This is a genomic window from Nocardioides pelophilus (genome assembly GCF_014180685.1).
In the GTDB taxonomy this organism is placed as follows: Bacteria; Actinomycetota; Actinomycetes; order Propionibacteriales; family Nocardioidaceae; genus Nocardioides; species Nocardioides pelophilus.
Genome location: NZ_JACEHF010000114.1, coordinates 1 through 13500, shown reverse-complemented (window position 1 = coordinate 13500; position 13500 = coordinate 1). Strand labels below are relative to the sequence as shown.

Below are 13500 nucleotides of genomic sequence, written 5' to 3'. Positions count from 1 at the left end.
CCACCGACCGACGACGTACTCCGGGATGTAGACGGCGACCACGGCACGCGGGTTGGCCCCCCTGATGGCGACGGCGTACTCGACGATCGGCTTGACCACCTCGCGGTACGGCGAGTGCAGGACCTTGAGCGGGACGCCCATGTTTCGCTCGTCCCACTCCTCCAGCAGCCGCGCGGTGTCGGCGTTGTCGACGGAGACGTAGACGCCTTCGAGCGAGTTCGGCCGGGTCGCCTTGGCGAAGGCCAGCGCGCGCAGGGTCGGCTTGTGGAGCTTGGACACCAGCACGATCGCGTGCACCCGGGTCGGCAGCGCCTTGTCCGTCTCATCGGCCGCGAGCTCCAGCGCGACCGAGTCATAGTGACCCTTGATCCCGCGCATGATCACGAAGAAGAAGCCCATCGCCAGGATCGTGATCCAGGCACCTGCGAGGAACTTCGTGATCAGCACGACGACCAGCACCACCGCGGTGAACGTCAGCCCGATCGAGTTGATGATCCGGGAGTTGAACATCCGCCGGCGCTGGGCGGGATCGCGCTCGGTGGCCAACGCCCGCGTCCAGTGCCGGATCATGCCGAGCTGGCTGAGGTTGAACGACACGAACACGCCGACGATGTAGAGCTGGATCAGCTTGGTCGTCTCCGCGTCGAAGGCGATGATCAGCGCGATCGCCATCACGGCGAGGAAGACGATGCCGTTGCTGTACGCGAGCCGGTCGCCCCGGGAGCCGAGGGCGCGCGGCGCGTAGCCGTCCTTGGCCAGGATCGACCCGAGCACGGGGAAGCCGTTGAACGCGGTGTTGGCGGCGAGCACCAGGATCACGCCGGTCACGGTGACGACGAAGTAGAAGCCGGGGCTGAAGTCGGCGAACACGGCGCGCGCGATCTGGGCGATCACGGTGTGCTGGTCGAAGTCGTCGGGCAGCGGCTCGCCGTTGCGGGTGAGCTTGTCGAGGTCGTGCGGGTCGACGTACTTCAGGCCCATCTGCTTGGCCAGGACGATGACGCTCACCATCATCGTGATGGCGATCATGCCGAGCAGCAGGAGCGTGGTCGCGGCGTTCTTGCTCTTCGGCCGCCGGAACGCCGGCACCCCGTTGGAGATCGCCTCGACACCGGTCAGCGCCGCGCACCCGGAGGAGAACGCCCGGGCCAGCAGGAACATCAGGCCGATCGTCGTCAGCGGCTGGTCCCAGCCCTCGTCGGGGATGATCTCGAGGTCGGCGCTCTCGACGTCCGGCAGCGTGCCGGTGGCCATCTGGAAGAAGGCGTACAGGCACATGCCGAGGATGGCGAACATGAACAGGTACGTCGGGACGGCGAAGAACGAGCCCGACTCGCGGATGCCGCGCAGGTTCATCGCGGTCAGCAGCACGACCATCACGACCGCGACGATCACCTCGTGGTCGAAGAACGCCGGGATCGCCGCGGCGGCGTACTGCGAGGCGGCTGAGATCGACACCGCGACGGTGAGGACGTAGTCGACCAGCAGCGCGCTGGCAACGGTGGTGCCGGCCGTCTTCCCGAGGTTGACGGTCGCGACCTCGTAGTCGCCACCGCCCGACGGGTAGGCGTGCACTGTCTGCCGGTACGACGCGATCACCGCGGCCATCACCAGCGCGACGGCGATCGCGACCTTCCACGACCAGACGTAGGTCGACGCGCCGGCGATCGCCAGCATGATGAAGACCTCGTCCGGGGCGTAGGCCACCGACGACAGGGCGTCACTTGCGAACACCGGAAGCGCGATCCGCTTGGGAAGGAGTGTCTCCCCCAGCTGAGCGCTCCTGAGCTTGCGCCCGAGCAGAATCCGCTTCGAGACGTCGCCGACACCCACGGGCGACAACGTTAGGGCATGGGAGGTCGATCAGAGCGTCTGGTGCACCACGACGTCGAGCACGACCGGATCGCGGTGGCTGATCAACTGCTGCTGCGACAGCGGTGTCGCCCAGATCCTCCGCAGCGCAGCGCCGAACTCGGCCGCGGCTCCGGCATCGTCGAAGTCGAGGTCGACCAGGACCCGCCGGGGGTCGGCCGCGTCGCGGGCGATCCGGTAGGACCGCACCCCGCGCTCCTTGCGGAACGCCTCGTAGCGGTCGAACGCTGCCTTCCAGGAGTCGTAGTCGTGGACGGTGTTGTCGATGTGCAAGGTGGTCATGCCGTCAGCGTGGGTCGTCGCCGGCACCGGCGAACATCCCCGAGATCGGGGGATCTGCGGTCGGTCCTGCGGCCGTAGGCTGCCGACGTGGACCTGCTCGTCCGGGTCGGGACCATCTGCTCCCAGGACCTCACCGACCGCGTGCTCAGGGAGCGCTTGGTCTCGCTCCTCCACGAGCGGCTCCCGTTCGACGGGCACGTCTTCGCGCTCACCGACCCGGTGACGGGCGTCGGCAGCTCGCCGCACGCCACGGTCCCGATGCTGCCGTGGGAGCAGCTGCCCGACCTGATCCGCGGGCGCTACCTCGCCGACGGCCCGGCGGAGTGGCGCGCGCAGCTGGCCGGCCTCGGCGTCACCGACACCGCGCTCGTCACGTTCCGTGATCGCTACGGCACGTGGGGTTTCCTCGAGCTCTGGCGCACCGCCGGGTCGTACGACCGCCGCGACCGGGCGCTCCTCGAGCAGCTGGCGCCGACCATCACCTCGGGGCTCCGCGCCGCCGCCGCGCGCACCTTCCTCGCCGACGCCGGCGACCTGGCCAAGGTCGAGCCCGGCGTCGTCGTGCTCGACGCGACGCTGCGGGTCCGCGAGCAGACCGACGCCGCCGCGGCGGCCCTGCTCCGGCTGCTGCCCCCGGACGAGCCGATGTCGCCGATCCCGGCCGCTGCCTTCAACACCGGGGCGGCGCTCCTCGCCGTCGAGGCCGGCCGCTGGCCGTCCGAACCGTCGGCCCGGGTGCACCTCGGCGGCAACCGCTGGGTCACCGTGCGGGCAGCGAGGCTAGGCGAGGACATCGCGATCTCGATCGCTCCGTCGACGGCCGACGAGCGCACCGACCTGTTCGCCCGCGTGCACGGGCTCTCCCCGCGCGAGACCGAGGTGCTCGACCTCGCGGTCCACGGACTCGACACCCGCCAGGTGGCCGACCTGCTCGTCATCGCCCGCACCACGGCCGAGGACCACCTCAAGGCGCTCCTCGCCAAGACCGGCGCCCCCACCCGTCACGTCCTCGTCTCGAGGGCGTTGGGTGCCTGATCGGACTAACCACCCACGGCTGCTATAGCGTTCGGATCGTGCACGTCGTGATCATGGGCTGCGGCCGCGTCGGCTCGACGCTCGCCCGAAGCCTGGAGGACCGCAACCACACGGTGGCTGTGATCGACAGCGAGCCCGACTCGTTCCGCAGGCTCGGCCCCGGCTTCAACGGCGACAAGGTCGCCGGCATGGGCTTCGACCAGCAGGTGCTCGAGAAGGCCGGCATCCGCCGCGCGGACGCCTTCGCCGCGGTCTCGAGCGGTGACAACTCCAACATCATCGCCGCCCGCGTCGCGCGCGAGACCTTCGGCATCCAGCAGGTCGTCGCACGGATCTACGACCCCGGCCGCGCCGAGGTCTACCAGCGGCTCGGCATCACCACGGTGGCCACGGTGAAGTGGACCGCCGACCAGGTGCTGCGCCGGCTGCTGCCGGCCGGCGCGGAGCCCGACTTCCGCGACCCGTCCGGCACCATCAGGATGGATCACATGATGGTGCCCGAGATCTGGGTCGGCGCGTCCGTCGGCGCGTTCCAGGAGCAGGCACGGGCCCGGGTCGCGTGGATCGACCGGCTCGGCGAGGGCATGCTGCCCACCCGCGACAGCATCATCCAGGAGGGCGACCTGCTGCACGTCGTCGTCCGCGAGGAGAACGCCGGCCGCGCCTACGACGTGCTCGACGCCGGCCCCGAGCACAATGACTGACCGGACTGACAGGGACTGAGGAGGGACGGACATGCGAGTCGCCATCGCCGGCGCCGGTGCCGTGGGCCGGTCCATCGCCCGTGAGCTGATCGAGAACGGCCACGAGGTGCTGCTCATCGACAAGTCCCCGTCGTCGATCCACCCCGAGCGGGTTCCCAACGCGGAGTGGCTGCTGGCCGACAGCTGTGAGCTGTCCTCCCTGGAGGAGGCACGGCTCGACAAGTGCGACGTCGTGATCGCCGCGACCGGCGACGACAAGGCCAACCTGGTCACCTCGCTGCTCGCGAAGACCGAGTTCGGTGTCCCCCGCACCGTCGGCCGGGTCAATCACCCCAACAACGAGTGGCTGTTCACAGAGGCGTGGGGCGTCGACGTCAACGTGTCGACGCCGCGGATCATGTCCGCGCTGGTCGAGGAGGCGGTCTCCGTCGGCGACCTGGTGCGGCTCTTCACCTTCCGACAGGGCAACGCCAACCTGGTCGAGATGACATTGCCCGCGGACTCGCCGTTCGTCGGCAAGGCCTCCGGGCTGATCCCCGTTCCCGAGAACTGCGCGCTGGTGACCATCCTCCGCGACGGCCAGGTCTACGTGCCCACGCCGGAGCAGCCGGTCGAGGCCGGCGACGAGCTGCTGTTCGTCGTGCCCGCCGAGGCCGAGGACGAGCTGGAGAAGGTGCTCGCGCCCGTCAGCCACCCCAGCTGACGATCGCTAGTCCGCCGGCTGGTCCGCCACCTCGAGCGGGGTTGCGTTGCGGGCGAGCAGCCAGACCATCAGCGCCCACGACCCGATCCGGAGCGCCCAGCCGAGACCGGTGCGCAGCACCGCGATCACCACCACCGCGACATCGGCGTCGATCGTCCCGTAGTAGCCGGCGAGCCACACCGGGCCCTGGAGCAGCACCCCGACCGCGCCGGGCAGCAGCATCACCCAGGTCAGCCGGCTGCACAGCCGGACCACCTGGTCGTTGTCGTGCCACCCGGTCGGGTCGTCGGTCGCGACGCCCAGCATGAAGCCCAGTACCGGCCAGCGCACGATGCACGACGTGCTCATCACGATGGTGTAGCCGAGGCTGATCAGGATGCCGGGCAGGAAGAACGCGAGCGCCTGGTCCGACTCCGACCCGCCGGACGACTCGGCCCAGCGCACGAACACCCAGCCGAGGCCGATCCCGAACAGCGCGTTGAAGACGTACTGCATCGAGCTGCGCTGGACCAGGCGTACGACGAGCGCCAGCCCCGCGACGGCAAGGCTGGCCACGAGCGCCGCCTGGAGGTTCTTCGTGGGCAGCCAGATCGCGGTGAAGATGATCCCCGGGATCGCCGCCTCGAGCATGCCGCGCTTGCCGCCGAGCGACGCGGAGAGCTGATGACGCACCAGCGCCTCGACCGTGTCGACGCCGAGCTTCCTCGCGGCCGCGGTCGTCAGGGAGTGGTCCTCGTCGGCCGGCCGGTCGGCGTCGACCGGGTGCTCCTCGCCGGCTGGGTCCGCCACGGCCTTGTCCTCCGCGCTCACAGGAGCTCGTAGCGCGGGTTGTAGAGCACCCGCTGCCCGTCGTGCTCGCCGATCCGGCCGGCGACCTCGATCGCGCGGCCGGGCCCGATGCCGGCGATCCGGCGGCGACCGAGCCAGATGATCGTCAGGGTGCCGGTGCCGTCGTACAGCTCGGCCTCGAGGGCCGGCACACCGCCGCGCGGGCGCAGGGTGACGGTGCGGAGGGTGCCGCGCAGCTGGACCGGCGTGCGGGACGGCGCTTCGGCGACGCTGACGACACCGCTGCTCGCGAAGGTCCGCCGCAGGTCGCGCGCCTCGGCCTCGGCCGGGCTCGCCCAACGACTGATCGTGCGCCGCAGTCGGCTCTTCGTCGCCACGTGCCCTCCTCAGGCCTGGGCTTGCTGTTCCTGGGCCGCGGCCTTGGCGGCCGCCTCGGCCTGCGCGGCCTTGACCTCCTCGGGCAGCGTCAGCGGGAGCTGCTCCCCGACCGGCATCGCCTGAGCGCCCCGGCGGACGGCGACCGACGTGATCGCGGTTCGCCACTCGGCGAGCGCCTCCGGATCACGCGCGGGTCGGCCGAGGAAGGTGGCGCGCAGCAGCCACCGCGGCCCGTTGAAACCGACCACCCGGGACGTCTGGTTGCCGGTCTTGCCCTCGGCGGTCTTGACCTGGATCTCGCAGTACAGCTCGGTCCCGAACGGCCCGTCGTGCTCGGTGGCCGTGCCGCCGCGGCGGGCGGCGTCGGCCGCGATCTGCGGCCGCACCTCGCTCCACAGGTCTCCGTTGCGGGGGGCGGCGTAGGCGCGCAGCTCGACAGCACCGTCCTTGCCGGCCAGCACCACCGACTTCACGGCACCGGACTTCTCGTCGATCTGCACCCGGAGGTCGCGGCCCTTCACAGGCGCGACGAGCAGGGAGCCGAGGTCGACCCACTGGGCGTCGTCCGGCAGGTCGTCGGCGTCGTAGGGACCCGCGACGGAGTCCCCGGAGGACTCGTGGGCCGGGTCGTCGGACCCGTCCGGTGCCGCGTCGTCGAGCTCGTCGACGGCGGCCTCGGTCGTGTCCTCGGGACCGGTCGCGTCGGACTTGCGACGGAACCTCACTGGTTGTTCTCCTTCACAGCTGACTCGGAGGGCCGAAGCCTCCAGTAGAACCGTAGCCGCCAGTGCCTCGCACGCTTTCGGGAAGGTCGACAACGGCCACGAACCGGGCGCGCTCGAACCGCTGGACCACGAGCTGGGCGATCCGGTCGCCGCGGCTGAGCACGATCGGCTCGACGGGGTCGTGGTTGATGAGCAGTACCTTGATCTCGCCCCGGTAGCCCGCGTCGATGGTGCCGGGGGTGTTGACGATCGACAGTCCGTGCCGTGCGGCCAGGCCGCTGCGGGGGTGCACCAGCGCGACGTAGCCGTCGGGCAGCGCGATCGCGACACCGGTGGGAACCAGCATCCGCTCACCGGGCGCGAGCACCACGTCGACGGTCGTCACCAGGTCGGCCCCGGCGTCACCCGGGTGCGCGTACGAGGGCAGCGGCAGGTCGGCGTCGAGCAGGGTGACCGGGATCTCCAGGTCGGCGGTCTGGTCGGGGTCCATAGGCACGGACCGACCCTATAGAGGTGCCCTCCGGACCCGGATGGGATCCTTCCTCCCGTGAGCACCGGCCCCGAGTACGACGAGCGCCTCGCCGTGCCCCTGCGTTGGTGGGCCCAGGGCACGATGCTCGTGGCCACCCTGTGGCTGACGGTCGTGGTCGCCGTCCCGGGTCCGACGGCCTGGGTGGTCACGGCACTGGCGCTCGGCCTGCTCGCGCTCGCGCTCTTCTGGTACGGCGACGCCCGGGTGATCGTGCGCGACGGCTGGTTCCAGGCCGGCCGCGCCCGGATCGAGGCCGAGCACGTCGGCGAGGTCGCGGCGCTCGACGCCGAGCAGACCCGCCTGGTGGCCGGACGGGACGCGGACGCGCGCGCCTACCTGCTGCTGCGGCCCTACGTGCACCGTGCGGTGCGCGTCGAGGTGGTCGACCCGGCCGACCCGACGCCGTACTGGCTGGTCAGCTCGCGCAACCCCGAGGCCCTGGCGGACGCCCTGGCCGCCCTGCCCCGGTCCCGCTGAGCAAGCACTGGATAGGGTCGTCCCATGGCAAAGGGCGACGGTTCCAAGATCTGGTCGGTGTTCTCGCTGGTCGCGGCGCTCGGGGGTGCCGCTGCGGCGCGGAAGGCGATCGACAAGTCGTGGCAGGTCAGCACCGGGAAGAAGCCGCCGGAGAACCCGGCAGACCCCGACATCGACCTGTGGGAGGCGGTGGCGTGGGCCGCGACGACCGGCGCCGCGGTGGCGCTGGCCAAGATGTACGCACAGCGCCGCGCAGCCGACTACTACCGCAAGTCGACCGGGGCCCTCCCGCCGCCGCTCCGCAGGGACGGCCAGTAGAACCGGCCGAGCGGGCTCGCGGTTGACGTTTCGCTTCGGCTGAGGCTGCCGAGGGCCAAGACGGCCGGCAGGTCAGGCGCAGTCGCGGCAGATCATCTTCTTGGGGTCGGCCAACTGGCTGCGGTGGTGCACCAGGAAGCAGCTCATGCAGGTGAACTCGTCCTCCTGCTTGGGCTTCACCTCGACGGCCAGCTCCTCGTGGGAGAGGTCGGCGCCGGGCAGCTCGAAGGACTCTGCAGCCTCGGTCTCGTCCTCGTCGACCTTCCCCGAGTTCTTGTCGTGGCGGCGCGCCTTGAGCTCTTCGATGCTCTCCTCGGACTGCTCGTCCTCGTTCTTGCGCGGTGCGTCGTAATCGGTCGCCATGACGCTGCCCTCCTCCTCGGTCGCGGTCGATCAGCCCTCCCCGCCCCGGACCGGCGAAGTTCTGATCGGCGCGGCAGATTGTGCACTATCCCGGAGCCCCGCGAAACAGCGGGGGCGGGCGAGTCGTCGAAACAGCGTTCCGGCGCCGGCTATTCCCGGGTGAATCCGGTGCTGCCGGCGAGCTCGACGAGGTCGTCGAAGCCATGACCGGGGCCGCAGACCACCAGGTCCGTCCCGCCGGCGCCGGGGAGCACGACGAGCCGGGCTCCGGCGAGCCTCGCGATGAGCCCGCCTGCGGCGTAGTCCCAGAGGTTGACGCCCTCCTCGAGGTAGCCGTCGAGCGCGCCCTCGGCGACGTGGCACAGCTCCAGCGCGCAGGATCCGTGGCGGCGGATGTCCCGCACGAGCGGCAGCAGGCGCGCGGTCGCGGCCGCCTGGACGGCGCGCTTCTCGGCGCTGTACGAGAAGCCGGTCGCGAGCAGCCGCTGGCTCACCGGCGCCGGCCCGCGCACGGCCAGCGCGGCGCCGTCGCGGGTCGCTGAGCCCCCACCGGGCAGGTCGGCGTCGACGAACCCGACGTAGGCCCGGTCGTTGGCCGCGTCGAGCACGACCCCGGCGACGACCTCGCCGTCGACCTCGGCCGCGATCGAGACCGCGAACTCCTGCAGGCCGTAGAGGAAGTTCACGGTGCCGTCGATCGGGTCGACGATCCACCGCACCCCGCTGGACCCGGCGACGTCGTCGCCCTCCTCGCCCAGGAGCGAGTCGTCCGGACGGGCCGAGAGCAGCCGCGCCCGGATCAGGTCCTCGGCCGCCCGGTCGGCCAGGGTGACGACGTCGACCTCGCTGGACTTCGTGGCCTCGACGGCCACCCCGCGGGCGGCGTACGCACGGATGAGGACGGCGGCCTCCCGCGCGGTGCCCAACGCGAGATCCGCGAGCTCCCGTGGCGGCGCGGTCACGAGGTCGACCGCGGCAGGCAGCAGTGCGCGGGGCAGGCCTCGATCGGCTGCTCCAGCGCCAGCTCGCGCAGCGCAGCCACGAACCGCGGGTCCACGCCCGCCGTACCGGCCCGGCGCGCCTCGATGCCGAGCCTCTCCGCCGTGGCCAGCGCCTCGGTGTCGAGGTCGTAGACGACCTCCATGTGGTCGGACACGAACCCGACCGGCACCAGGACCACGGCCCGGACGCCCTCGCCCGCCAGCTCCTCGAGCCGGTCGTTCACGTCGGGCTCGAGCCACGGGGTGTGCGGCGAGCCGCTCCGGGAGCAGAAGACCAGCTCGTGCAGGCGGTCGCGGCCGGTCGCTGCGGCGACCCGCTCCGCCACCGCTGCGGCCACGTCGAGGTGCTGGGCGAGGTAGGCCCCGCCGTCGGGCCCGCTCTCGTCGTTCATCGTGATCGGGATCGAGTGCGTCACGAAGACCAGGCGCGCGTCGTCCTGCAGTTCCGTCGGCAGCGCCGAGAGCGCCTCCACGGTGCGGTCGACGACCGCGGCGACGAATCCGGGGTGGTGGGCGAACCACCGCACCTTGTCGATGCGGGGAGCGTCCGGAACCTCCGCGACCGCGGCCTCGATGTTGTCGCGGTACTGACGACAGCCGGACCACGACGAGTAGGCACTGGTCGCCACGCAGGCGACCCGACGCCGGCCGTCGGCCGCCATCTGGCGCACGGTGTCGACGAGGAACGGGTCCCAGTTGCGGTTGCCCCAGTAGACCGGGAGGTCGATGCCCGCGGCGGCGAGGTCGGCCTCGAGCGCGGCGATGAGCGCCTTGTTCTGGTCGTTGATCGGCGACTTCCCACCGAACAGGAAGTAGTGCTGGCCGACCTGGGCGAGCCGTTCGCGCGGAATGCCGCGGCCGCGGGTGACGTTCTCGAGGAACGGTACGACGTCGTCGGGCCCCTCCGGTCCGCCGAAGCTCAGCAGCAGGATCGCGTCGTACGCCTGGGTGGGAGCCGAAGGCTCGGGATTCGTCACCCGACCATCGTAGGGAGGACCATCGGCACGTCATGATCACGACCGCCATCGCCCCCTACCGCCGCATCTTCACGCCGGCCACCGCGCTGTTCAGCCTGACCGGCCTGGTGGCGCGGCTGCCCATCTCGATGGTGGGTCTCGGCATCGTGCTGCTCGCCGAGCACGAGACCGGCTCGTACGCCTTCGCCGGCGCGGTCTCGGCCGTGGCGCTGATCGCCAACGCCGCGTTCGCGGTGCCCCAGGGTCGACTTCTCGACCGGCTCGGGCAGGCCCGGGTGCTGCCGCTCCTCATCACCGTGTGGGGCGCAGGTCTCGCGACGGCGATGCTGTCGCTGACGAGGGAGTGGCCGGTCTGGACGACGTACCTCCTGGCCGCGATCGCCGGAGCCTCTCTGCCGTCGGTCGGGACCTGCGTCCGTGCCCGGTGGTCGCACGCCCTCAAGGACGACCCCGCCGGTCTGCACACGGCGTTCTCCTTCGAGGCGGTCGCCGACGAGACCGTGTTCCTGCTCGGCCCGATCATCGTGACGATGCTCGCGACCGGCGTGCACCCCGTCGCCGGTCTCAGCGCGGCGCTCGCGTTCGGCCTGGTCGGCACCTACGTCTTCGCCGGGCTCCGGTCCACCGAGCCTCGGGTGCACCCCGCTCCTGAGGCAGGCGCGGTCCGCCCCGCCATGCCGTGGTTCTCGGTCGGCACCCTCACCCTGCTCACGTTCTCCCTCGGCGTTCTCTTCGGTGCCGCCGAGGTCAGCACCGTCGCCTTCTCCGAGGAGGAGGGCCGCCAGGGTGCGGCCGGCTTCCTGCTGGCGGTGTGGGCGTTCGGCAGCCTGGTGGCCGGCCTGATCTCCGGTGCGATCGCCTGGCGACAGGGCCCGCTGGTGCGGCTCCGCTGGGGTGCCCTCGGCATGGCGGCCGCGATGGCGCCGCTCGCGCTGGTGCCTTCGATCCCGGTCATGGGGCTGGTGCTGCTGGTCGGCGGCTTCGCCATCTCCCCCACGCTGATCGCCGCGATGTCGCTCGCTGAGAAGGTGCTGCCACCGGCGCGGCTGACCGAGGGAATGATGCTCCTGCAGACCGGGATCGCGCTCGGCCTGGCGCCGGGTGCCGCGCTCGCGGGCGTCGTGATCGACGCATCGGGCGCATCGGCCGCGTACCTCGTCTCGGCCGCGGGCGGCGTACTCGCCCTGGTGGCCGCACTCGCCACCCGCGCTCCCGCTACCGTGCCGTCCCATGACGAGGTCGCAGATGCCGGCGGGGTCGAGCGCCACCTGGCGTAACTGGGCGGGGCTGGAGAGCGCGCGCGGCCTGCGCGCGGTCACCCCGAGGAGCGTCGACGAGATCGTCGCCGAGGTACGACGCGCGGCCGACCGCGGCGAGACCGTCAAGGTCGCCGGCACCGGCCACAGCTTCACCGGCATCGCCCGTCCCGAGCACACCCTGCTGCTCCCGGGTGGCTTGAAGGGCATCACCGCGGTCGACCGGGAGGCGATGACCGTCACCGCGCTCGCCGGCACCCAGCTGAAGGTGCTCAACGCCGAGCTCGAGAGGCTCGGGCTCAGCCTGCACAACATGGGTGACATCGCCGAGCAGACGCTGGCCGGCGCGATCTCGACGGGCACCCACGGGACCGGCGGTCGGGCCGCGGGGCTCGCCGCTCAGGTGGTGGGGCTCGAGCTGGTCACCGGGACGGGCGAGCTGCTGCGGCTGTCGGCCACCGAGCACCCGGACGTCCTGGACCTCGCTCGCGTCGGGCTCGGCGCGCTCGGCGTCCTGGTGTCGATCACGTTCTCGGTCGAGCCGCTCTTCCTGCTGCGCGCCGAGGAGCGCCCGCTGTCGTGGGACGAGGGCCTGGCCACCTTCGACGAGCTGGTCTCCGACCACGACCACGTGGACATGTACTGGTTTCCCCACACCGACCGGCTGCTCACCAAGCGCAACACCCGGCTGGGCACCGACCTGTCACTGGCCGCACCGCTCCCCCGGTGGCGCCACCGGCTCGACGACGACTTCCTGTCCAACACCGTCTTCGGCCTCCAGACGGCCGCGCTCAACCGGGCCCCGCGGGCGATCCCCGCGGCCAACCGGTTCGCCTCCCGGATGCTCGGCGCCCGCACCTACACCGACCTCGCCCACAAGGTCTTCGTGAGCGAGCGGCGCGTGGTGTTCCGCGAGATGGAGTATGCCGTCCCCCGCGCAGCCGGCCTCGCCGCGCTCACCGAGGTCCGCCGGGTGCTGGACGCGTCCGGGCTGACCGTCTCGTTCCCGATCGAGATCCGCGTGGCGCCCGCCGACGACGTACCCCTGTCGACGGCGTACGACCGCGACACGCTCTACCTGGCCTTCCACGTCCACCAGCGCACCGACCACGCCCGCTACTTCGCCCTCATGGAGGCGGTGATGAGGGACCACGACGGCCGCCCGCACTGGGGCAAGCTCCACACCCGCGACGCCGCCAGCCTCGCCCCCCTCTACCCGCGGTTCGACGACTTCCTCACCCTCCGCGACCGCCTCGACCCCACCCGGGTCTTCACCAACGACTATCTGCGGCGCGTCCTCGGCAGCTGACACCCCCACGCCGGTGGTCGAGGAGGCCGCCCTCACGTCGGTGGTCGAGGAGGTCGCCGCCACCTCGTTGGTCGAGGAGGTCGCGCAGCGACCGTCACGAGACCCCTCACGCCGCCACGTCGTTGGTCGAGGAGGTCGCGCAGCGACCGTCACGAGACCCCCAGCCGGTTCTCCACAGCCAGGCTCCCGGCGTGCGGGTTGTGTCGGCGCCCTCGTGTTGAATGTTCTTTATGAAACAGACGCGGAGTGGTTGGGCGGTGGGATCGGATGGCCGGTCCACCGCTGAGCTGCTGCGCGACCTCGCCTCCCACGTGCTGGTCCAGCGCAACGCCGAGATCGACCAGTTCAAGACGATCATCGCCTGGGCTGATGCGAGCGTGGTCGACGATCTTGAGGGCGCCGCGACGATCCGCGACAGCTATGTCGATACGGGGATCCCGATCGCGGGCCCCGGCGCACCCCTGGTGTCGGAGTTCGGGTTGAGCGAGCTGGTCGCGACCCTGGGCCGGTCCCTGGACGGTGGCCGGGACCATGTCGGGAAGGTCATCGAGTGCGGCTGGCGGCTCCCGCGGGTCCGCGACGCCGTGTATGCCGGGAAGGTCCCGGTGTGGAAAGCGCTGCGGGTCGCCGACCTCACCCGCACCCTGACCGCGGAGGCAGCAGCGTTCGTGGACCGCAACCTGGCCTTCGCGCTCCCGACCTGCACCTGGGTCCAGGTCGAACGCCTGGTCGCTGAGGCGATCGACAGGTTCGACCCCCAGACCGCGGAGGAACGCCGC

The 13500-nt window shown here is 71.5% G+C and carries 16 protein-coding genes and 1 pseudogene; 8 read left to right on the top strand and 9 right to left on the bottom strand.

What is annotated here, in order from left to right; translation table 11 throughout:
• Positions 1-1833, bottom strand: a 1833-nt coding sequence (locus H0488_RS16490; protein WP_312856387.1) for an APC family permease, incomplete at its 3' end; no start/stop codon positions are given.
• A gap of 30 nt (positions 1834-1863) precedes the next feature.
• Positions 1864-2154: a hypothetical protein gene (locus H0488_RS16485; protein WP_183100342.1), complete on the bottom strand. Its 291-nt coding sequence runs from the start codon at positions 2152-2154 to the stop codon at positions 1864-1866.
• An 87-nt stretch (positions 2155-2241) separates the two neighbouring features.
• Here H0488_RS16485 and H0488_RS16480 point away from each other — a divergent pair, with 87 nt between their 5' ends.
• From H0488_RS16480 to H0488_RS16470, 3 genes are read left to right on the top strand one after another with little or no spacing between them, the layout of a single operon-like run.
• The gene (locus H0488_RS16480) at positions 2242-3189 is read left to right on the top strand and encodes a helix-turn-helix domain-containing protein (protein WP_183100341.1); all 948 of its coding nucleotides are present in this window, start codon (positions 2242-2244) and stop codon (positions 3187-3189) included.
• A 38-nt stretch (positions 3190-3227) separates the two neighbouring features.
• Entirely contained in the window at positions 3228-3893 is a 666-nt protein-coding gene (locus H0488_RS16475) for a potassium channel family protein (RefSeq protein ID WP_183100340.1), read from the top strand.
• A 31-nt stretch (positions 3894-3924) separates the two neighbouring features.
• A complete protein-coding gene (locus H0488_RS16470; protein ID WP_183100339.1) occupies positions 3925-4596 on the top strand; it encodes a potassium channel family protein in 672 nt (223 codons plus the stop codon).
• A 6-nt stretch (positions 4597-4602) separates the two neighbouring features.
• On the opposite strand, the gene H0488_RS16465 is transcribed toward H0488_RS16470, so the two are convergent.
• Genes H0488_RS16465 through dut form a run of 4 tightly spaced genes read right to left on the bottom strand, consistent with a single transcriptional unit; the run spans position 4603 to position 6978 of the window.
• Positions 4603-5385, bottom strand: coding sequence for a DUF3159 domain-containing protein (locus H0488_RS16465; protein ID WP_312856386.1), 783 nt, complete (start codon positions 5383-5385; stop codon positions 4603-4605).
• Between the two features lie 17 nt (positions 5386-5402).
• The gene (locus H0488_RS16460) at positions 5403-5762 is read right to left on the bottom strand and encodes an OB-fold nucleic acid binding domain-containing protein (RefSeq protein WP_183100338.1); all 360 of its coding nucleotides are present in this window, start codon (positions 5760-5762) and stop codon (positions 5403-5405) included.
• A 9-nt stretch (positions 5763-5771) separates the two neighbouring features.
• Positions 5772-6488, bottom strand: coding sequence for a DUF3710 domain-containing protein (locus H0488_RS16455; RefSeq protein WP_183100337.1), 717 nt, complete (start codon positions 6486-6488; stop codon positions 5772-5774).
• A 13-nt stretch (positions 6489-6501) separates the two neighbouring features.
• The gene (gene dut, locus H0488_RS16450; RefSeq protein ID WP_183100345.1) at positions 6502-6978 is read right to left on the bottom strand and encodes a dUTP diphosphatase; all 477 of its coding nucleotides are present in this window, start codon (positions 6976-6978) and stop codon (positions 6502-6504) included.
• 57 nt (positions 6979-7035) lie between these two features.
• Here dut and H0488_RS16445 point away from each other — a divergent pair, with 57 nt between their 5' ends.
• Together H0488_RS16445 and H0488_RS16440 are read left to right on the top strand one after the other, a co-directional pair.
• Positions 7036-7497: a DUF3093 domain-containing protein gene (locus tag H0488_RS16445; protein ID WP_183100336.1), complete on the top strand. Its 462-nt coding sequence runs from the start codon at positions 7036-7038 to the stop codon at positions 7495-7497.
• Between the two features lie 24 nt (positions 7498-7521).
• Entirely contained in the window at positions 7522-7815 is a 294-nt protein-coding gene (locus H0488_RS16440; RefSeq protein WP_183100335.1) for a DUF4235 domain-containing protein, read from the top strand.
• Between the two features lie 72 nt (positions 7816-7887).
• On the opposite strand, the gene H0488_RS16435 is transcribed toward H0488_RS16440, so the two are convergent.
• From H0488_RS16435 to H0488_RS16425, 3 genes are all read right to left on the bottom strand, one after another.
• Positions 7888-8178 (bottom strand): DUF4193 domain-containing protein, encoded by a 291-nt coding sequence (locus H0488_RS16435; RefSeq protein WP_149729861.1) that lies wholly within the window; start codon positions 8176-8178, stop codon positions 7888-7890.
• Between the two features lie 149 nt (positions 8179-8327).
• Positions 8328-9140, bottom strand: coding sequence for an inositol monophosphatase family protein (locus tag H0488_RS16430; RefSeq protein WP_183100334.1), 813 nt, complete (start codon positions 9138-9140; stop codon positions 8328-8330).
• On the bottom strand, positions 9137-10156 hold the full coding sequence (locus H0488_RS16425) for a ferrochelatase (protein WP_183100333.1): 1020 nt from the start codon (positions 10154-10156) through the stop codon (positions 9137-9139). The genes H0488_RS16430 and H0488_RS16425 overlap by 4 nt, the downstream gene beginning before the upstream one ends.
• A gap of 32 nt (positions 10157-10188) precedes the next feature.
• Between H0488_RS16425 and H0488_RS16420 the strand changes: the two genes are divergently transcribed.
• The 3 genes and pseudogenes from H0488_RS16420 to H0488_RS16410 all read left to right on the top strand — a co-directional run.
• A complete protein-coding gene (locus H0488_RS16420) occupies positions 10189-11433 on the top strand; it encodes an MFS transporter (RefSeq protein WP_183100332.1) in 1245 nt (414 codons plus the stop codon).
• Positions 11387-12721, top strand: a complete 1335-nt coding sequence (locus H0488_RS16415) for a D-arabinono-1,4-lactone oxidase (RefSeq protein WP_246372321.1) — start codon at positions 11387-11389, stop codon at positions 12719-12721. Before H0488_RS16420 ends, H0488_RS16415 begins: the two co-directional genes overlap by 47 nt.
• Before the next feature lie 230 nt (positions 12722-12951).
• Positions 12952-13500 (top strand): annotated as a pseudogene (locus tag H0488_RS16410) (hypothetical protein); the annotation flags it as partial.

Bases quoted from the DNA above. Each gene is read 5' to 3' on its own strand.
- H0488_RS16485 (WP_183100342.1), bottom strand. From the start codon at position 2,154: ATGACCACCTTGCACATCGACAACACCGTCCACGACTACGACTCCTGG.
- H0488_RS16470 (WP_183100339.1), top strand. From the start codon at position 3,925: ATGCGAGTCGCCATCGCCGGCGCCGGTGCCGTGGGCCGGTCCATCGCC.
- dut (WP_183100345.1), bottom strand. From the start codon at position 6,978: ATGGACCCCGACCAGACCGCCGACCTGGAGATCCCGGTCACCCTGCTC.
- H0488_RS16440 (WP_183100335.1), top strand. From the start codon at position 7,522: ATGGCAAAGGGCGACGGTTCCAAGATCTGGTCGGTGTTCTCGCTGGTC.
- H0488_RS16435 (WP_149729861.1), bottom strand. From the start codon at position 8,178: ATGGCGACCGATTACGACGCACCGCGCAAGAACGAGGACGAGCAGTCC.
- H0488_RS16420 (WP_183100332.1), top strand. From the start codon at position 10,189: ATGATCACGACCGCCATCGCCCCCTACCGCCGCATCTTCACGCCGGCC.
- H0488_RS16415 (WP_246372321.1), top strand. From the start codon at position 11,387: ATGACGAGGTCGCAGATGCCGGCGGGGTCGAGCGCCACCTGGCGTAAC.